Source organism: Paenarthrobacter sp. 4246 (genome assembly GCF_040546855.1).
GTDB lineage: Bacteria > Actinomycetota > Actinomycetes > Actinomycetales > Micrococcaceae > Arthrobacter.
Genome location: NZ_JBEPOP010000001.1, coordinates 143326 through 163782, shown reverse-complemented (window position 1 = coordinate 163782; position 20457 = coordinate 143326). Strand labels below are relative to the sequence as shown.

10 protein-coding genes are annotated in these 20457 nt (G+C 61.9%); 8 read left to right on the top strand and 2 right to left on the bottom strand.

What is annotated here, in order from left to right; genetic code table 11:
* Positions 1–3: 3 nt before the first annotated feature.
* Positions 4–1203 carry an acetyl-CoA C-acetyltransferase gene (locus tag ABIE35_RS00780; RefSeq protein WP_354511976.1) on the bottom strand — a complete coding sequence of 400 codons (1200 nt, stop codon included), beginning with the start codon at positions 1201–1203 and terminating at the stop codon, positions 4–6.
* A 461-nt stretch (positions 1204–1664) separates the two neighbouring features.
* Between ABIE35_RS00780 and rpoB the strand changes: the two genes are divergently transcribed.
* The 8 genes from rpoB to ABIE35_RS00740 all read left to right on the top strand — a co-directional run bounded on the left by rpoB (position 1665) and on the right by ABIE35_RS00740 (position 18746).
* The gene (gene rpoB / locus ABIE35_RS00775; protein ID WP_043471397.1) at positions 1665–5171 is read left to right on the top strand and encodes a DNA-directed RNA polymerase subunit beta; all 3507 of its coding nucleotides are present in this window, start codon (positions 1665–1667) and stop codon (positions 5169–5171) included.
* Between the two features lie 103 nt (positions 5172–5274).
* Complete coding sequence (locus ABIE35_RS00770) at positions 5275–9174, top strand: DNA-directed RNA polymerase subunit beta' (RefSeq protein WP_207594242.1); 3900 nt, start codon at positions 5275–5277, stop codon at positions 9172–9174.
* A gap of 412 nt (positions 9175–9586) precedes the next feature.
* Positions 9587–9961 carry a 30S ribosomal protein S12 gene (rpsL, locus tag ABIE35_RS00765; protein ID WP_009358312.1) on the top strand — a complete coding sequence of 125 codons (375 nt, stop codon included), beginning with the start codon at positions 9587–9589 and terminating at the stop codon, positions 9959–9961.
* 1 nt (position 9962) lies between these two features.
* On the top strand, positions 9963–10433 hold the full coding sequence (rpsG, locus tag ABIE35_RS00760; RefSeq protein ID WP_003803829.1) for a 30S ribosomal protein S7: 471 nt from the start codon (positions 9963–9965) through the stop codon (positions 10431–10433).
* Between the two features lie 69 nt (positions 10434–10502).
* Complete coding sequence (gene fusA, locus ABIE35_RS00755; protein WP_026539805.1) at positions 10503–12617, top strand: elongation factor G; 2115 nt, start codon at positions 10503–10505, stop codon at positions 12615–12617.
* 231 nt (positions 12618–12848) lie between these two features.
* Positions 12849–14039, top strand: a complete 1191-nt coding sequence (gene tuf / locus ABIE35_RS00750; protein ID WP_011775598.1) for an elongation factor Tu — start codon at positions 12849–12851, stop codon at positions 14037–14039.
* A gap of 155 nt (positions 14040–14194) precedes the next feature.
* Positions 14195–18592 carry a hypothetical protein gene (locus ABIE35_RS00745; protein WP_354511973.1) on the top strand — a complete coding sequence of 1466 codons (4398 nt, stop codon included), beginning with the start codon at positions 14195–14197 and terminating at the stop codon, positions 18590–18592.
* Positions 18593–18620: 28 nt separating this feature from the next.
* Complete coding sequence (locus ABIE35_RS00740) at positions 18621–18746, top strand: hypothetical protein (RefSeq protein ID WP_268825391.1); 126 nt, start codon at positions 18621–18623, stop codon at positions 18744–18746.
* A 36-nt stretch (positions 18747–18782) separates the two neighbouring features.
* Here the strand turns inward: ABIE35_RS00740 and ABIE35_RS00735 are convergent, their stop codons facing one another.
* The gene (locus ABIE35_RS00735) at positions 18783–20216 is read right to left on the bottom strand and encodes a GH1 family beta-glucosidase (RefSeq protein ID WP_354511971.1); all 1434 of its coding nucleotides are present in this window, start codon (positions 20214–20216) and stop codon (positions 18783–18785) included.
* Positions 20217–20457 lie beyond the last annotated feature (241 nt).

Here is a 20457-nt window from a genome sequence, read left to right as displayed (position 1 = left end):
CCATCAGTCGCGGTACAAAAGAAGGGCTTCACCCTGGCCGCCACCGCCACACAGCGACACTGCGGCTTTGCCCGTCCCCCGGCGTTTGAGCTCGTGGGCTGCGTGCAGCGCGAGCCGTGCGCCGGATGCCCCGATGGGGTGGCCCAGGGCAATGGCGCCGCCATGGATATTGCACTTCTCCAGCGGATAACGCAGGTCCTTGAGGGATTGGACGGCCACGGAGCCGAACGCTTCATTGATTTCAATGAAGTCCAGGTCCTCTGCCGTCCAGCCGGCCCGTTTTAGCGCTTGGGCTATGGCGTTGGAGGGCTGGGAATGCAGTGAGTTGTCCGGGCCGGCTACCTGGCCGGGCTTTCCTACTACGGCCAGGTAATCCAGGCCGTTGTCTTCGGCGAAGCGGCGGCTGGTCAGCACCAGCGCGGAGGCGCCATCGGACAGCGGAGAGGAGTTTCCTGCCGTAATGGTCCCGTCCGTAGCGAACGCGGCCTTGAGCGGCGCCAGGGTTTCCACTGTCGTGTTGGGGCGGACGCCTTCATCCGTGCTGAGGACCAGCGGATCGCCCTTGCGCTGCTTGACCCTCACTGGAGCTATTTCGACGTCGAACGTTCCATCCGCGATGGCGGCAGCGGCACGCTGGTGGGAAGCGGCAGCAACCTCGTCCTGTGCCTTGCGGTCGATGCCAAGGGTCAGGTTCTTGCTTTCTGTGGACAAGCCCATGGACTGTCCGTCGAAGGCGTCAGTGAGTCCGTCGTGGGACGCTGCGTCCAAGGCCTGGATGGCACCGTAGGTCCAGCCCTGCCGGGAACCGGGCAGGAGGTGCGGTGCGCGGGTCATGGATTCCTGGCCGCCAGCCACCACTACGGTGGCGTCGCCGCTGCGGATCATCCGTGCGGCATCAATGACGGCAGTGAGCCCGGAGAGGCACACCTTGTTGATGGTCAGGGCAGGGATGTTCCAGCCAACGCCCGCGGCAATAGCGCTTTGGCGGGCCGGGTTCTGGCCCGCTCCGGCCTGGAGCACCTGCCCCATGATCACGGCGTCCACCTGTTCGGCTTTCACGCCGCTGGCGGCCAGGGCCGCGGTGATGGCATGTGCACCAAGGTCGACGGCGGTAAAGCCCGCCAGTTGCCCGTTGAGCCGACCCTGTGGGGTGCGGGAAGCGGCAAGGATGACAACGTCATTGTCGTCAGCGGAGTTGGTCATGGTCTCTCTTCCGATCCGGGAGTGGTGCTGCAAGGCTATCGCGGGGCGTGCGCCAGCCTATCTCTTCAACGGTTGTGCCTTCCTCTCCATTCCATCTCTTCGCAGGGGCTCGTTGGCGGGCGGGAATTCCGCTGAGGCGCTGGTTGGATGGCTGTGGCGCCTGCGGCTTAGGTGCCTGCAGCAACGGTGCTTGCAATCACGGACGATCTGGGGTAGACAGGAAGGCTGCTTTGCCGTATTGTAGATATTTGCGTCTTCCCTGTTAACCTTCAGCCTTCATATAGCGGTGGGCTTTACCTCTCAGCTGCGCCATTGACGTGCCGTTCCTTAACGTGCATAGCCAATGAGTGGACTGGGTCCGGGTCATATAGCGGAACCGGAATAAGTATCCTGCGGAGCACTCTGCGGGATGCAAACGGGGGAGATCTGAAAACGCCTGAAGGTCTGTGGAAGGATCCCTCTTGGTCGCCTCGAGCACCTCTAATAACGAAACCGCTAACACGGCAAGCACCGATGGTGCCACCCGCCGCCTCTCATTCGCAAAGATTCATGAACCGCTTGATGTTCCGAATCTTCTCGCCCTGCAGACGGACAGCTTTGACTGGCTCGTCGGAAACGAACGCTGGCAGGCGCGGGTAGCGAAGGCTGTCGAGGAGGGCGACCTCAGCGTCGCCACCACCTCCGGACTTGCCGACATCTTCGAAGAGATCTCCCCCATCGAGGACTTCCAGGGCACCATGTCCCTGAGCTTCTCCGAGCCGGAGTTCGCTGACCCGAAGTACACCATGGCCGAATGCAAAGACCGTGACGCCACTTACTCGGCACCGTTGTACGTCAAGGCCGAGTTCATGAACAACAACACGGGCGAAATCAAGCAGCAGACCGTGTTCATGGGCGACTTCCCCCTCATGACTGAAAAGGGAACGTTCGTCGTCAACGGCACCGAGCGTGTTGTTGTCTCCCAGTTGGTCCGTTCGCCGGGCGCCTACTTCGAGCGCACCGCTGACAAGACCAGTGACAAGGACATCTTCACTGCGAAGATCATCCCGTCCCGTGGTGCATGGTTCGAACTCGAAATCGACAAGCGCGACCAGGTCGGCGTTCGCCTCGACCGCAAGCGCAAGCAGTCGGTCACCGTTCTCCTGAAGGCCCTCGGCTGGACCGAAGGCCAGATCCTGGAAGAGTTCGGCCAGTACGACTCCATGCGTGCAACGCTGGAGAAGGACGCCACCGAGACCCGCGAAGACGCGCTTCTGGACATCTACCGCAAGCTGCGTCCGGGCGAGCCGCCCACAGTCGAGGCTGCCCAGTCCCTGCTGGACAACCTGTACTTCAACGCCAAGCGCTACGATCTTGCCAAGGTTGGCCGTTACAAGATCAACCGCAAGCTCGGCATCGACCGCTCCCTTGGTGACAAGGAAGCCTCGGTCCTGCACGTTGAAGACATCGTTGCCATGATCAAGTTCCTCGTTGCGCTCCACGCCGGCGAGAAGACCCTCATGGGCAAGCGCGACGGCGAAGACCACGAGCTCCGCGTCGACGTTGACGACATCGACCACTTCGGCAACCGTCGCATCCGCGCCGTGGGCGAACTGATCGAGAACCAGGTCCGCACCGGTCTTTCCCGCATGGAACGCGTCGTCCGCGAACGCATGACCACGCAGGACGTCGAGGCCATCACGCCGCAGACGCTGATCAACATCCGTCCCGTTGTGGCAGCCATCAAGGAGTTCTTCGGAACGTCCCAGCTCTCGCAGTTCATGGACCAGAACAACCCGCTCTCGGGTTTGACCCACAAGCGCCGCCTGTCGGCACTTGGCCCGGGTGGTCTGTCCCGTGACCGTGCAGGCATGGAAGTTCGAGACGTTCACCCGTCCCACTATGGACGTATGTGCCCCATCGAAACCCCTGAAGGCCCCAACATTGGTCTGATCGGCTCGCTGGCATCCTACGGCCGCATCAACCCGTTCGGCTTCATCGAGACGCCGTACCGCCTGGTTTCCGAGGGCGTCGTTTCCGACGAAGTCCAGTACCTGACGGCCGATGACGAAGCAGAGGTCCTGATCGCACAGGCCAACGCTCCGCTGGATGCTGACAAGAAGTTCTCCGAAGAGACCGTCCTTGTCCGTGCCCGTGGTGGTGGAGGCGAGCCTGTTCTGGTTCCCGCTGCAGACGTTCAGTTCATGGATGTCTCCCCGCGCCAGATGGTGTCCGTGGCAACCGCACTGATCCCGTTCCTTGAGCATGACGATGCCAACCGTGCACTCATGGGTGCCAACATGCAGCGCCAGGCCGTGCCGCTGGTCCGTTCCGAGGCTCCTTTCGTGGGCACCGGCATGGAGCGCGCAGCAGCTGTCGACGCCGGTGACGTTGTCATCGCGAAGAAGGCAGGCGTGGTCACGGAGGTTTCCGCCGAGCTCGTTGTCATGATCAACGACGACGGCACGGAGACCAACTACCGCATCAACAAGTTCGCCCGTTCCAACCAGGGCAACTGCTACAACCACCGTGTCCTGGTCAACGAAGGCCAGCGCCTGGAAGTTGGCGGCATCATTGCTGACGGTCCCGCAACGGACCAGGGTGAGCTCGCCCTCGGTAAGAACCTGCTCGTGGCATTCATGTCATGGGAAGGCCACAACTTCGAGGACGCCATCATCCTGTCCCAGCGCATTGTTGCTGAGGATGTCCTTTCCTCCATCCACATCGAGGAGCACGAAATTGATGCCCGCGACACCAAGCTTGGTGCCGAGGAAATCACGCGTGACATCCCCAACGTGTCCGAGGAAGTCCTTGCAGGCCTTGACGAGCGTGGCATCATCCACATCGGTGCCGAGGTTGAAGCAGGCGACATCCTGGTCGGAAAGGTCACCCCTAAGGGTGAAACCGAACTGACCCCGGAAGAGCGCCTGCTGCGCGCCATCTTCGGTGAGAAGTCCCGCGAAGTGCGTGACACCTCCCTGAAGGTGCCCCACGGCGAGTCCGGTACGGTCATCGGCGTGCGCGTCTTCGACCGCGACAACGACGACGAACTGCCCCCGGGCGTGAACCAGCTGGTCCGCGTCTACGTTGCAGCCAAGCGTAAGATCACCGACGGCGACAAGCTCGCCGGCCGTCACGGCAACAAGGGTGTTATCTCCAAGATCCTCCCGATCGAGGACATGCCCTTCCTTGCAGACGGTACCCCGGTTGACATCGTCCTGAACCCGCTTGGTGTTCCGGGTCGAATGAACGTTGGACAGGTCCTGGAAACCCACCTCGGTTGGGTTGCCAAGACCGGTTGGAAGATCGAAGGCGAGCCGGAGTGGGTCAAGAACCTGCCCAACCTGCCCCGTGAAACCGGCCAGACCACCGTTGCCACCCCGGTGTTCGATGGCGCCCGTGAAGAAGAAATCACTGGTCTGCTTGACTCCACCAACGTGACCCGCGACGGCGACCGCCTGATCGATTCCTCCGGCAAGACCCGTCTGTTCGACGGCCGCTCCGGCGAGCCGTTCCCGGACCCGATCTCCGTCGGTTACATGTACATCCTGAAGCTCCACCACCTGGTGGACGACAAGATCCACGCGCGCTCCACCGGCCCGTACTCCATGATCACGCAGCAGCCGCTGGGTGGTAAGGCTCAGTTCGGTGGCCAGCGCTTCGGTGAAATGGAAGTCTGGGCGCTCGAAGCTTACGGTGCTGCCTACACGCTTCAGGAACTCCTCACGATCAAGTCGGATGACATCCATGGTCGTGTGAAGGTCTACGAAGCCATCGTCAAGGGCGAGAACATCCCTGAGCCTGGCGTTCCCGAGTCCTTCAAGGTCTTGATCAAGGAAATGCAGTCGTTGTGCCTGAACGTGGAGGTTCTTTCCACCGACGGAACCACGATCGAAATGCGTGACTCTGATGACGCAGTCTTCACGGCTGCGGAAGAACTGGGCATCGATCTGTCTCGTGCAGAGCCCAGTTCCGTAGAAGAGGTCTAGCAGTTGTTCCGGCGGGCAGCTTCACCAGCTGTCCGTCGGAACAACTCCCTCTTCCCGTAACCAAGACTTCAGAATTTAGAGAACAAGAGAGAACAGGGACCATATGTCCAGCGAATCCTCCTTCGGCCTCATGCAGATCGGCCTCGCCACCGCGGAAGACATCCGCGGATGGTCTTACGGTGAGGTCAAGAAGCCGGAAACCATCAACTACCGCACGCTCAAGCCCGAAAAGGACGGCCTCTTCTGCGAGAAGATCTTCGGCCCGTCCCGCGACTGGGAATGCTACTGCGGCAAGTACAAGCGCGTCCGCTTCAAGGGCATCATTTGCGAGCGTTGTGGCGTTGAAGTCACCCGCGCCAAGGTGCGTCGTGAGCGCATGGGCCACATCGAATTGGCCGCGCCTGTAACCCACATCTGGTACTTCAAGGGCGTTCCCTCGCGCTTGGGCTACCTTTTGGACCTGGCACCGAAGGACCTTGAGAAGGTCATCTACTTCGCGGCCTACATGATCACGAGCGTTGACACCGAAAGCCGTCACGCCGAACTGCCGAACCTCCAGGTCGAGCACGACCTCGAGAAGAAGCAGATGGTGGACAACCGCGACAGCGACATCGCCACGATCGCCCGCGACCTTGAAGACGAGCTTGCCCGTCTTGAAGGTGAAGGCGCCAAGGCTGCCGACAAGAAGAAGGCCCGCGACTCGGCTGACCGCCAGATGGCGAACGTCCGCAAGCGTGCCGACGCCGACATCGAGCGCCTCGAGCAGGTTTGGGACCGCTTCAAGAACCTCAAGGTCGCTGACCTTGAGGGCGACGAAGGCCTTTACCGCGAACTGCGCGACCGTTACGGTCTGTACTTCGAGGGCTCCATGGGTGCCGAGGCTATCAAGAAGCGCCTTGAGACCTTTGACATGCAGGCTGAAGCTGAGTCACTGCGCGACACCATCCAGAACGGCAAGGGCCAGCGTAAAACGCGTGCCCTGAAGCGCCTGAAGGTTGTCAACGCGTTCCTGACTACCAACAACAGCCCGCTCGGCATGGTTCTCGACGCCGTCCCGGTGATCCCGCCGGAACTGCGCCCGATGGTCCAGTTGGACGGTGGCCGCTTCGCGACCTCCGACCTCAACGACCTCTACCGTCGTGTGATCAACCGCAACAACCGACTCAAGCGACTGCTTGACCTCGGTGCTCCGGAGATCATCGTCAACAACGAGAAGCGCATGCTTCAGGAAGCCGTTGACAGCCTCTTCGACAACGGTCGTCGTGGCCGTCCCGTCACGGGTCCGGGCAACCGTCCGCTGAAGTCCCTGAGCGACATGCTCAAGGGCAAGCAGGGTCGTTTCCGCCAGAACCTCCTCGGCAAGCGCGTTGACTACTCCGGCCGTTCGGTCATCGTTGTTGGCCCGCAGCTGAAGCTGCACCAGTGTGGTCTGCCCAAGCAGATGGCCCTGGAGCTCTTCAAGCCGTTCGTGATGAAGCGCCTGGTTGACCTCAACCACGCCCAGAACATCAAGTCGGCAAAGCGCATGGTCGAGCGTTACCGTCCGCAGGTTTGGGACGTGCTGGAAGAGATCATCACCGAACACCCGGTGCTGCTCAACCGTGCACCTACCCTGCACCGCCTCGGCATCCAGGCCTTCGAACCGCAGCTTGTGGAAGGCAAGGCAATCCAGCTTCACCCGCTGGTTTGTGGCGCCTTCAACGCTGACTTCGACGGCGACCAGATGGCAGTCCACCTGCCGCTGAGCCCGGAAGCCCAAGCCGAAGCCCGCATCCTGATGCTGTCCTCGAACAACATCCTGAAGCCGTCCGATGGCCGCCCGGTGACCCTGCCTTCGCAGGATATGATCATCGGCCTGTACCACCTGACCACCAAGCGCGTCGGTTCCGCCGGCGAAGGCCGTATCTTCTCCTCGGTTTCGGAAGCCATCATGGCGTACGACGCCCGTGATCTGCACCTGAACTCCCAGGTAAAGATCCGTCTGGATGACTTTGTGCCTTACGCAGGGTGGGAAGCTCCGGAAGGTTGGGAGCCCGGTCAGCCGGCTCTCGTTGAGACCTCCCTTGGGCAGGTCATCTTCAACCAGACGCTGCCTGAGGACTACCCCTGGGTTGAGGCTGTTGCCGACAAGGGCGAACTGTCCCGGATCGTCAACGACCTCGCAGAGCGCTACCCGAAGGTTGTCACGGCGGCAACGCTGGACAACCTGAAGGACGCCGGCTTCTACTGGGCCACCCGTTCGGGTGTCACAGTTGCCATCTCCGACATCGAGGTGCCCACCTCCAAGCCTGCCATCCTGGCCGGTTACGAGGCCATGGCTGCCAAGATCCAGGGCCAGTACGACAAGGGCCTGATCGACGACGACGAGCGTCGCCAGGAACTGATCGAAATCTGGAACAAGGCCACCAACGAAATCGCCCAGGCGATGCGTGACAGCCTTTCCCCGATGAACACCATCAACCGCATGGTGTCCTCCGGTGCACGTGGTAACTGGATGCAGGTCCGCCAGATCGCGGGTATCCGTGGTCTTGTGGCCAACCCGAAGGGTGAGATCATTCCTCGCCCGATCAAGTCCTCCTACCGCGAGGGCCTGTCGGTGCTGGAATACTTCATCGCTACGCACGGTGCCCGTAAGGGTCTGGCCGATACCGCTCTCCGTACCGCCAACTCGGGTTACCTGACCCGTCGTCTGGTGGACGTTTCGCAGGACGTCATTGTCCGCGAAGAGGACTGTGGTACCGAACGCGGTCTGGTCACCCCGATCGCCGTACCGGATTCCAACGGTGAGCTCGTCCTGGACGAGAACGTCGAGAACAGCGCCTACGCACGTACGCTGGCTGTCGACGTCGTCGATGCCCAGGGCAACGTCCTGGCTGCTGGCGGCACCGACTGCGGCGACGTCGTCATCGACCAGCTGCTGGCTGCAGGCATCACTGAGGTCAAGGTCCGCTCCGTACTCACCTGTGAGTCCAAGGTCGGCACCTGTGCTCTTTGCTACGGCCGTTCGTTGGCCACTGGCAAGACCGTTGACATCGGCGAGGCCGTGGGCATTATTGCCGCACAGTCCATCGGTGAGCCCGGTACCCAGCTGACCATGCGTACGTTCCACACCGGTGGTGCTGTTTCCGCCGGCGGTGGCGACGACATCACCCAGGGTCTGCCCCGTATCCAGGAGCTCTTCGAAGCCCGTACTCCGAAGGGTGTCGCACCGATTGCTGAAGCAGCCGGCCGCATCACCATCGAAGAGTCCGAGCGCCAGATGCGCTTGGTTATCACTCCGGACGATGGTTCCGAAGAGATCGCCTACCCGGTACTGCGTCGTTCACGTCTCCTCATCGAAGACGGCGAGCACGTCAGCGTTGGCCAGAAGCTGATCAACGGTCCGGTGGACCCGAAGCAGGTTCTGCGCATCATGGGTCCGCGTGCTGCTCAGAAGTTCCTCGTGGACGAAGTACAGGGTGTTTACCGCAGCCAGGGCATTGGTATCCACGACAAGCACGTCGAGGTTATCGTCCGCCAGATGCTGCGCCGCGTGACTGTCATCGAATCCGGCGACTCCGACCTGCTCCCCGGTGAGCTGGCAGAGCGTGCCCGCTTCGAGGACGAGAACCGCCGCGTCGTGTCCGAGGGCAAGTCCCCGGCTTCGGGTCGTCCGGAACTCATGGGTATCACCAAGGCCTCCTTGGCTACCGAGTCCTGGCTGTCGGCAGCTTCCTTCCAGGAGACCACCCGCGTCCTGACGCAGGCGGCCATGGAAGGTAAGAGCGATCCTCTGCTCGGCCTCAAGGAAAACGTCATCATCGGTAAGCTCATCCCGGCTGGTACGGGTCTGCCCCGCTACACAGAGGTCACTGTGGAGCCGACGGAAGAAGCAAAGGCTAGCCTGTTCACAGGCCCCAGCGCTTTCACCGACTTCTCCTATGACGCACTGGGCGGCGACGGAGCTCCCGAGTTCCACGCCATCCCGCTGGATGACTACGACCTCGGTAACGACTTCCGCTGATCCGTGAGTTGACGCCAAAAGGCCAGGCCCCGCACTTTCGAGTGCGGGGCCTGGCCTGTTAATGGTCCTTTTCGAGGCGTCCCGGGGGAGTGGAGGACGACGGCGGCAGCTGGCCTCCGTCGTCGTCCTCCTCCATACACCCGATTAAGGCCCTAGATCAAGCCGTGCTAGACTTTTGGTAATTGTTCTGTGTGGCAGTGGATGAAGGCCGCCGCAGCATCATTTTGGTTTTGTTCTCATGGTGCTGGGTGGAGCCTGTTTCCGGGTTGCGGGCAACATGCGCAACGAATGCCGCACTTTTGCACGCCTACCGGAGTTTCGGCCGGCTGCACGAGCAACGCCAAAGTTCCCACGTTTACACAGGCTGGCGCCTGTGTGTGGGGGCAGAGATCAAACAACGGAGAACACGAAAGTGCCTACGATTAACCAGCTGGTCCGCAAGGGCCGCACGCCGAAGGTCTCCAAGACCAAGGCTCCCGCGCTGAAGGGCAGCCCGATGCGCCGCGGTGTTTGCACCCGCGTTTACACCACCACCCCCAAGAAGCCGAACTCGGCTCTCCGTAAGGTGGCACGTGTGCGTCTCAACGGTGGCGTAGAAGTAACCGCCTACATCCCCGGTGTTGGCCACAACCTCCAGGAGCACTCCATCGTGCTCGTCCGTGGTGGTCGTGTGAAGGACCTTCCGGGTGTCCGCTACAAGATCGTCCGCGGCGCACTCGACACCCAGGGTGTCAAGAACCGCAAGCAGGCTCGCAGCCGTTACGGCGCAAAGATGGAGAAGAAGTAATATGCCTCGCAAGGGTCCGGCCCCGAAGCGGCCGCTAGTTTCCGATCCCGTTTACGGCTCCCCGTTGGTCACTCAGCTGATCAACAAGGTTCTTGTCGACGGCAAGAAGTCCACCGCAGAGCGCATCGTTTACGGTGCACTTGAAGGTGCACGTGCCAAGTCCGGCGGCGACCCCGTTGCCGCTCTCAAGAAGGCCATGGACAACGTCAAGCCTTCCCTCGAGGTACGTTCACGCCGTGTTGGTGGCGCTACCTACCAGGTTCCGGTTGAGGTCAAGCCGGGTCGCTCCACCGCCCTCGCTCTGCGTTGGCTCGTGGGCTACTCCAAGGCCCGCCGCGAGAAGACCATGACCGAGCGCCTCCAGAACGAAATCCTGGATGCCTCCAATGGTCTTGGTGCCGCTGTGAAGCGTCGCGAAGACACCCACAAGATGGCCGAGTCCAACAAGGCCTTCGCACACTACCGCTGGTAAAAACTTTCCGGACGCCGCCGGCTCACTGAGCCGGCGGCGAACGTGTAGTCCATCCGAAAGGGAGACCCCGTGGCACAGGACGTGCTTACCGACCTTAACAAGGTCCGCAATATCGGCATCATGGCCCACATCGATGCCGGCAAGACCACCACTACCGAGCGCATCCTGTTCTACACGGGTGTGAACCACAAGATCGGCGAGACGCACGACGGCGCTTCGACGACTGACTGGATGGAACAGGAAAAGGAACGCGGCATCACCATCACGTCTGCCGCCGTGACTTGCTTCTGGGACAAGAACCAGATCAACATCATCGACACCCCGGGCCACGTTGACTTCACGGTTGAGGTTGAGCGCTCCTTGCGCGTCCTCGACGGTGCAGTGGCAGTGTTCGACGGCAAGGAAGGCGTGGAGCCGCAGTCCGAGACTGTCTGGCGCCAGGCTGACAAGTACAACGTTCCGCGTATCTGCTTCGTCAACAAGATGGACAAGCTGGGCGCTGACTTCTACTTCACCGTAGACACCATCATCTCCCGCCTTGGTGCCAAGCCGCTGGTTATGCAGCTGCCCATCGGCGCTGAGAACGACTTCATCGGTGTTGTTGACCTCCTCGAAATGCGCGCCCTGGTTTGGCCTGGCGACGCAAAGGGTGACGTCACCATGGGCGCTTCCTACGAAGTGCAGGAAATCCCGGCGGACCTCCAGGCCAAGGCTGAAGAGTACCGTGCACAGCTCGTAGAGACTGTGGCCGAGGCTTCCGAAGAGCTCATGGAGAAGTACCTCGAAGGTGAAGAACTCACCCTTGAGGAACTGAAGGCCGGCATCCGCAAGATGACCATCAACTCCGAGCTCTACCCGGTGTTCTGTGGTTCTGCCTTCAAGAACCGCGGTGTCCAGCCGATGCTTGACGCTGTTGTTGACTTCCTGCCGAACCCGCTCGACGTCCCGCCGATGATCGGTCACGATCCTCGCGACGAAGAGAAGGAACTCACCCGTAAGCCCTCTGCTGACGAGCCGTTCTCGGCCCTCGCCTTCAAGATTGCTGCGCACCCGTTCTTCGGTCAGCTGACCTTCGTCCGCGTGTACTCCGGTCACGTTGAGGCAGGCGCCCAGGTGGTTAACTCCACCAAGGGCAAGAAGGAACGCATCGGCAAGCTGTTCCAGATGCACGCCAACAAGGAAATGCCCGTTGAGGGCGCTACCGCCGGCCACATCTACGCAGCCATCGGTCTGAAGGACACCACCACGGGTGACACCCTGTGTGATGCCAACAACCAGATCGTCCTCGAGTCCATGAGCTTCCCGGAGCCCGTGATCTCGGTTGCCATCGAGCCCAACACCAAGGGTGACCAGGAGAAGCTCTCCACGGCCATCCAGAAGCTCTCCGCTGAGGACCCGACCTTCCAGGTCTCCCTCAACGAAGACACGGGCCAGACCATCATCGCCGGCATGGGCGAGCTCCACCTGGACATCCTGGTGGACCGCATGCGCCGCGAATTCAAGGTCGAGGCAAACGTTGGCAAGCCGCAGGTTGCTTACCGCGAAACCATCAAGCGCGCAGTCGAGCGTCATGACTACACGCACAAGAAGCAGACCGGTGGTTCGGGTCAGTTCGCAAAGATCCAGATCGCGATCGAGCCCATGGATACCGCTTCCGGCGAACTGTACGCATTCGAGAACAAGGTCACTGGTGGCCGCGTTCCGCGTGAATACATCCCGTCCGTTGACGCTGGTATCCAGGATGCACTGAACGACGGCGTCCTGGCTGGTTACCCGGTTGTCGGCATCAAGGCCACGCTGATTGATGGCGCGTCCCACGATGTTGACTCCTCGGAAATGGCGTTCAAGATCGCCGGCCGTATGGCTTTCAAGGAAGCTGCACGCAAGGCGAACCCTGTTCTGCTTGAACCGTTGATGGATGTTGAGGTCCGCACACCTGAGGAATACATGGGTGATGTTATTGGTGACCTGAACGCCCGCCGTGGCCAGATGCAGTCCATGGAAGACGCAGCAGGTGTGAAGGTTATCCGTGCACACGTTCCGCTGTCCGGCATGTTCGGCTACATCGGTGACCTCCGGTCCAAGACCCAGGGTCGCGCTGTGTACTCCATGACGTTCAACAGCTACGCGGAGGTCCCGAAGGCAGTTGCCGACGAGATCATCCAGAAAACCCGCGGCGAGTAATCTCCCGGTAACGGATGCAATTCCGGTATCGGGAAGGCATCTAAGCGCGTGAGGCGGGGCTGCGGCGACAGTCGCAGCCCGGCCCCTGCGCAAACAGGCTCGAGGAACTACTATTGGTTCCTGAATCTGCAATTTCACCAAAACCAAGCCCCCAAGTAGACTTGCTAAAGTTTCTGCCGCGAAAAGCGCGGCCGAGGAGCACTTCACTTGAAATCGTTCTAGGAGGAACCTGTGGCAAAGGCAAAGTTCGAGCGGACTAAGCCGCACGTCAACATCGGCACCATTGGTCACGTTGACCACGGTAAGACGACGCTGACTGCCGCCATTTCCAAGGTGCTGTACGACCAGTACCCGGATCTCAACGAGCAGCGCGACTTCGCGTCGATCGACTCTGCTCCGGAAGAGCGCCAGCGTGGTATTACCATCAACATCTCCCACGTGGAGTACCAGACCGAGAAGCGCCACTACGCACACGTAGACGCCCCGGGTCACGCTGACTACATCAAGAACATGATCACCGGTGCTGCCCAGATGGACGGCGCAATCCTCGTGGTTGCTGCAACCGATGGTCCGATGGCTCAGACCCGTGAGCACGTTCTGCTCGCCCGCCAGGTTGGTGTTCCCTACCTGCTGGTCGCACTGAACAAGTCCGACATGGTTGATGACGAAGAACTCCTCGACCTCGTCGAAATGGAAGTTCGTGAGCTCCTGAGCTCGCAGGGCTTCGATGGCGATGAGGCTCCGGTTGTTCGCGTTTCCGGCCTCAAGGCTCTGGAAGGCGACCCGGTTTGGGTCAAGTCCGTCCAGGACCTGATGGCAGCAGTCGACGAGTCCGTTCCGGACCCCGTACGTGACCGCGACAAGCCGTTCCTGATGCCGATCGAAGACGTCTTCACGATCACCGGTCGTGGCACCGTTGTTACGGGCCGCGCCGAGCGTGGAACCCTCGCCATCAACTCCGAGGTTGAGATCGTTGGCATCCGCCCGATCCAGAAGACCACGGTTACCGGTATCGAGATGTTCCACAAGCAGCTCGACGAAGCATGGGCCGGCGAGAACTGTGGCCTCCTGCTCCGCGGTCTGAAGCGCGACGATGTCGAGCGTGGCCAGGTTGTCGTCAAGCCGGGTTCAATCACCCCGCACACCGACTTCGAGGCAAACGTCTACATCCTGTCCAAGGACGAAGGCGGACGTCACAACCCGTTCTACTCCAACTACCGCCCGCAGTTCTACTTCCGTACCACGGACGTAACCGGCGTCATCACCCTGCCGGAAGGCACGGAAATGGTTATGCCTGGCGACAACACTGAGATGACCGTTGCGCTCATCCAGCCGATCGCTATGGAAGAGGGCCTCGGCTTCGCTATCCGCGAAGGCGGCCGCACCGTTGGTTCGGGACGTGTCACCAGCATCATCAAGTAGTCACTACTTGTAAATCGGTGACCTTCCGGCCCAGCCGGCAGTCATTCAAGAAGGACCCCACCGTTTCGGCGGTGGGGTTCTTTTTGGTACTGTTACTCTATCGATTGGATAAACGCGGGCGAAATGCCAGATTCCCGTGACATCAAGGAGAAGCCATGGAAGTCCTGCTAGTACTGATACTCCTTGTTGTGACAGCGGCAGTGAGCAGTGCCATCGCTCGTGGCCGGGGCCGTAAGGATGCCGCGGGTGCCGCCGCTACCACAGCCATGGCTGAGCAGCGCGCCTACCAGGCAGGCTTTCTCGCAGGTCACATGGCCGGCTGGCGCGACGCCGAGACCAAGATGCAGGCTGCAGGGGTGTCGGCACCCCAGCCACCTGCCGCTCCGGTTCCCGTAACCTACGGTGCAGGGCCCGCCGGGACGCCTGCATCAGCACCACTGCATCCACCGACGCACGTGGCCGCGCCGTTCCCAGCGCAGGCCCCCGTGCCGCCGTCCGTGCATCCACCGTCGCACGTGGCCGCGCCGTTCCCAGCGCAGGCCCCGGTGCCGCCGTCGAGCGTTCAACCTCCCGCAGTCGCGCAACGTCCCGCCATGGCCGCACAGCCACAGTGGGCAGCAGGCCAGCAGGTGCCGGTTCGGCGGGAAACTCCCGAGGCGGCCGCGGCGCGCAAGGCCAAGCGCGACCAACAGAACATCAACATCACGCTCTACGTAGCCAGTCTTCTTTTGGTCGCCGCGGGTGCCCTCTTCGTGGGGACAAGCCTCCCTGCACTCTTCCGCTTTGCGGGTATCTGCTTCATCACCACCCTCTTCTACGTTGCCGGCTTGGTCATCCATGCCAAAATGCCGCGGTTGCGTCCAGCCGCAGTTGCCTTCGTCGGCACGGGTTTGGCGCTCATTCCCGTGACGGGCCTTGCCATGTACAACTTTGTGCTGCCCAACGGTCCTGCCGCGTGGTTGGTCACCTCACTGCTGGGAACAGCTGTTTATGCCTACACCGCGGTTCGCTTGGACAACAAGGTCCTGGCTTTCCTTTCCCTCAGCTTCGTTGTCTCTACCGCGTGGTCCGGAGTTTCCGTGCTGGGTGGCGCTTTGGTCTGGTACTTCACGGCGCTGATCGGAGTCGCCATTGTCCTGACCCTGGGTGCGCTGATTCGTCCGCGGTGGTTGCCGCCGCTTTATGTCCGTCCGCTGATGGTGCTCCATCCCTATGTGGTCCCGTTGGTGGCGCTTGCGGTCACGGTCACGCCACACCTCCTGTCCAAGGGTGATTACCCGCTGGTCATGCTGATGTGCGGCATGTACTTCGCCGTCATGGCCTTCATTCCACAGGCCCGGTACAGGCTGCAACACGCCTATGGTGCGCGCGCAGCGCTGACGCTGGCCCTGCTGGGAGTGGTGTGGGACGGCACCGCGGATATCAGTGCAGTGATGTTTGCCGCGGTCATTTGCTGTGGAGTCCAGTCCCTGGGGGTTGCGCTCGGGGGAGAACGAATGAAGCTGCGTCACGGCTGGCAAGACGCCCTGTCCTGCCTGGGCCTGCAATTGGCGACGGCAGCCATCCTGACGGTGGTATTGGCCCTCGGGGCTTACGAGTTACCCGTCTACGTTCCGCTCGCTGTCACCATGGTGACCGCCATGGTGGTGGGCTGGACGCTGGGCAACGGCACAGAGTTTGCGCCCGGCGTCGTTCTCGCGGTGTCCCTGCCGTTCATGGGCCTGCTGGACGCGTGGCCGATGTCGGCGCTCCTGGCGTCCACCGCCCTGTACTGGTCAGTGCGGGCGGCTGCTCATCCGGCTGCCTTCCGCCAGCCATTGGTCCTTGCAGCACGAATCGCAGTGACGGCGGCCGTGCCTACCGCAGCTGCTGGCGTCTTTGCGGAAAGCCCGGACAGGATTGCCATAGCCTTGGTGGCTCTCGTGGCTGCAGCTGCAGTTCAGGAAGTGGCCAGCGCCGGGTTTGAACGTTCGGGAGTCCACCTGTTTGTTCCACGGGCGAGCCTTGCTGGATTCGGCGGGCTGGCAGTGGCGGGCTTGCTCGTCCTGCCGTTCATGGACCGCGCTGCAGGACATCCCCACGTGGCGACCGCCGTGTTGTTGGTGTTGTTCGCCGGAGTAGCCTCGGGTGTTTTGATGTTCCCGCCCACCCGGCAGGTCAAGGCTGGCGTCGAGTCCTGGCACCCTACCCTGGGCGAGGTCCTTGCCCCGGCTACGGCCCTCGTTGCAGGCGTGGTGGCTTCGGCCACGGTGTCGATGGCACTGGGCAACGTGGTCCTCCTGGTAGGGGTCGCCTACTTAGCGGCAACCGCCTTGCGAATTACTGCCTCTTTCCACCGCCAGTCCTATTGGTGGCTTGCACGGGCTGCGGGTACCGTCTTGGCCGGTTCAGCCTACTTTGACGCGATACGGCATGGATGGAGCTTCAGCGTGGCTGGCGAGCTACCGACGGTGGCCTTGGTCGTAGCTGCAGCGGGGGCCCTGCAGCTGGTCCTTCCCCTGCGGCAAAGCAGCCGAAGGCGCTTCCCCCACGCTTCCGTGGTCGACGCCGGCGCGGTGGTAGCCGTGATGGCCGCAGCAGCCACAGTCCTGACGGTTTCCACTGCCTCGGGGGAGCAATTCCTGCGTGGAGGCTGGCAGCCTGGGGTTGCAGCAATTGCGACGGCACTTGCGGCAATTGTCTGCAGTGTAGTCCTGAGCCGGCATCCGGCTGCATGGCTTTTCGCACCGGCGGCCTTGGTGCTGCTTCTGGCTCTACGGCTCGGAAGTGTGCGGGATGTGGAAATCCTGCTTGGACTCTTCGCGGCATATAGCGGCTTCATGGTGGCAGTGGCAAAGGGACGTTTAGTACGGGGCGCCTACATGCTGGGACTCCGTGTCTTGTCTTTGGCCTTCATTGGTGTTCTGGTGGGGGACCTTTCAGAGTCGACCACCACCGTCTCCATGACCATGGCTGTGGTCCTCGTGCTGCAGCATGCTGTGACCTGGATCCAGAAGAGTCGCCGGGTGGACATCGCCTTCCAGCAGGCCGTGGTGTGGGCTACTCTGGCTGCCCAGCTCGTGCTGCCCGCGGCTTACCTGCTGGCAGGGACCTACGACGGCGGCGGCCGTTGGGTGCTCCTTATCGAGTTGGGACTCTCTGCGGCCTCGGCTGTCATCGCATGGCGTCTTCTGGGCATCCAGGGAATCCAATACTTCAGTATCCCTGCCGTGCTCGGCGGCGTGATTGCTTCCGGTCCGCTCTTGACGTTCCCGTCGGGCACCTGGTTGTACCAGGCACTGCTGGATAGGGCCCAGGTACCGGTGGTGCTCCTGGGGCTCGCCGCCGTGCTCGTGGTTGTCCGGGTTGTGCGTGCCACGGTCCGTCCCGGACATGGTGCCGCCGGCAACGTTGCGGCGCGCTGGTTCTGGTTCGTTGCGGCAATGACGTTCGTTGTTACCGGTGGTCTGTTGACCCTTGCCGTGTCCTACTCCCTGACTGGGCTCGCGGTGCTGGTCCTTGCGTCAGTGCTGTTCGCTGCCTCGCACGTTGAGCACTTGCCCGCCCTCTACATCGGTGCCGCGCCGTCCATGCTGGTTGGCGCCGTTCCCGCCGTCGAAGGTTTGCTGAGGGACATGGCGCCAGGAGTGTGGAGCGACTACTTACCTTGGCTGGCGGGCGGTGTTGGAACAGCTGTGCTTCTTTACGCGGCGAAACGGCTCGGGGGAGCAGCCATCGGCGGGGAACCCCTGAGGCGAAACGCCCTGACGGGAACAGCAGCCGTGGCGCTGGCGTCGTCGGCCGCCGTTGGACTGATCCGCGATGAAACATCATGGGTCGGTTTTGTCCTGGTGGTCGCGACCGGTGCGCTGGTAGTCGTTGAATTACCAGACAGCAAGTGGCTTGCTGGAGAAATTGCGGCGCTGGCTTCTTTAGCCGCCCTCCAGCGCGCGGTCCTGTTCGTGGGCGACACCGGAGCGGACTGGTTCTGGACTGTTCAGTGGTACGTCTTTGCCGGGGCTGTTTTAGCAGGCCTGCGCTACATGCGAAGGCAGCGGAGCGAAGGCCTGCTTCGGCTGGCCATTGCCGCGGGCGCCCTGTCTTTGACATCCTTGGGGACCATCTCTGGAGGAACTGCCCCGCAGCAGTTGTATGTGCTGGTGGGCCACGCGGTACTTCTGGTCGCCGGCTTGCTGCTGGCTGAAAGGGCCATGGTGTGGTGGGGTGCCTTGGGCGTTGCGCTCAGTGTCATGTGGGCGCTGCGCTCGTACGCTTTCGCCATGCTTGCGCTGGTTGCCCTGGCGTTGATTGTCCTGGCAGTGTGGCGCCTGAACCGGAAGCCGCAGGCGCCGGGTGGGGTTCCGCCGCAGAATTTTGCGCCGGGTGGGGTTCCGCCGCAAAACTATGCGCCGGGTGGGGTTCCGCCGCAAAACTATGCGCCGGGCAGCGCCAGCCCCGACGGCGTCAACCGGGGCAATGCTTCACCGGACAGTGTTCACCCCGACGACGCCTACCCGGGCGGTGCTTCGTCCGGCCATGCCCCGTGGGGGCAGGACAGGGACGGAATCCGATAATCTTGCAGTCTACGAAGAGGAGCGCAGTATGGAATTCCTGATTTTCCTGGCAGTCATTGCCGCCATCGGTGGCGGGGTGCTGTGGGGCCGCAAGAACTTCCGGAGCGAGATTGAACGCGCAAAGCGCATCAGGCGTGCCAACAAGAACAAGTAACCCGCCGTTTTAGCAGGACTGGGCCAGCCAGGGGTCCTACGGTTCGTGGGAGCGGGCCCGCTCCAGTGCACGCAACCAGTAGTAGGACTCCTTGGGAGTCCGTTCCTGGGTGTGAAAGTCCACATGGACCAACCCGAAACGCTGTGAGTAGCCGGCTGCCCATTCGAAATTGTCCAGCAGCGTCCAGACGTAGTAGCCGCGCAGATCCACATCCTCGGCAATACCGCCGGGGCCTGTCGCTGTAAGGGCGTGGCCGAGGTGCTCAGCCAGGTAGGAAATGCGGTTGGTGTCCTGGAGGGGGCCGTCAACGTGCGGTGGTTCGGGAAAACTTGCTCCGCCTTCCGTGATGTACACCGGGGGAAGAGCGTCCCCGTACCGGTCCTTCATTTGGCGCAGCAGCAACGCCAGGTACTCCGGTGCAACGGGCCAGCCGAACCCGGTAGTTTCATACTCCTGGTAGGCGGCCAGGTGGAAGGGAACCTCGCTCATCTCCGGTGACTTTCCGGTGGGGATCTCCGCAGGCCCCGGGCCTGCTGCCACCTTCACGGGGTAGTAGTAGTTGAGGCCGTAGAAGTCCAAAGGTTGGCTGATCAGTTCAAGATCGCCGTCGTGGATGGTGCCGAGTGAGCGGAACCACGGCTTCATGGGCCAGGGGGGCTTGGGGTATTGACCGAGCAGTATCGCATCGGCATAGATCCGGTTGAGGATCAGGTCCAGCGCCTGCGTCATCAGCCGGTCGCCGAGACTGTTACTGGCGGACTCGACGGGGCAGTGCATGTTGGACACCCCGATCTGCCCCTTAACTCCAGCGTTCCGTAAGGCTTGGACCGCCATTCCGTGTCCCAGTAATTGATGATGTGCGGCAGGCAGGGAATCGAAGAGCAGTTGCCGGCCGGGGGCGTGCACTCCCAGTGAGTACCCCTGCACGGTGACTGACACGGGTTCGTTCATGGTGACCCAGTGATCAACACGGTCACCGAACCGGTCTGCAGCGGCGGCGCAATAGACAGCAAAGCGCTCGGCAGTGTCGCGGTTCATCCACCCGCCTGCATGCTCCAGTTCCAAGGGGGTGTCCCAGTGGAACAGGGTAGCCATGGGGGAGATGCCGGCGGCCAGGAGTTTGTCAATGAGGCGATCGTAGAAGTCCAGGCCGCGTTGATTGATAGAGCCCTTGCCGCCGGGTTGGATCCGTGGCCAGGACAGCGAGAAGCGGTAGGAATCCACGCCAAGCTCCTGCATCAAGGCAATGTCTTCATCGGAGCGGTTGTAATGGTCGCACGCCACGGTGGGGGAGTCGCCGTCGACAATTGCTCCTGGCTTTTCCGCGAAGGCATCCCAGCCTGAAGGGCCGCGGCCATCAGCGGTCAGTGATCCTTCAATCTGGAAAGCCGCCGACGCCACCCCCAGAGTGAAACCCGGACGCAGGCGCGCGGCAAGATCTTCCACTGAGCCTGAATCCTGGACGGTCATGCACCCATCTTCCTCAGGCGCAGGCGCCCGGGCAATGGTCCTGCAGGGGCGCTTATACCGTCGATTGGCCTTTGCCTCATATTTCCGCCATACTGGATGAGTTGTTCAAGCGCTTCTTCGTGTCCCGATCCGGATAATGCCGGGTGTCAGGGTCCAGGTGGAAGCCCAAACATAACCCTGAACCCCATGGAATGCGGTCGAGTCTGCGTGGAAATCGCGACACGCCCGACCGCGGGGGTCG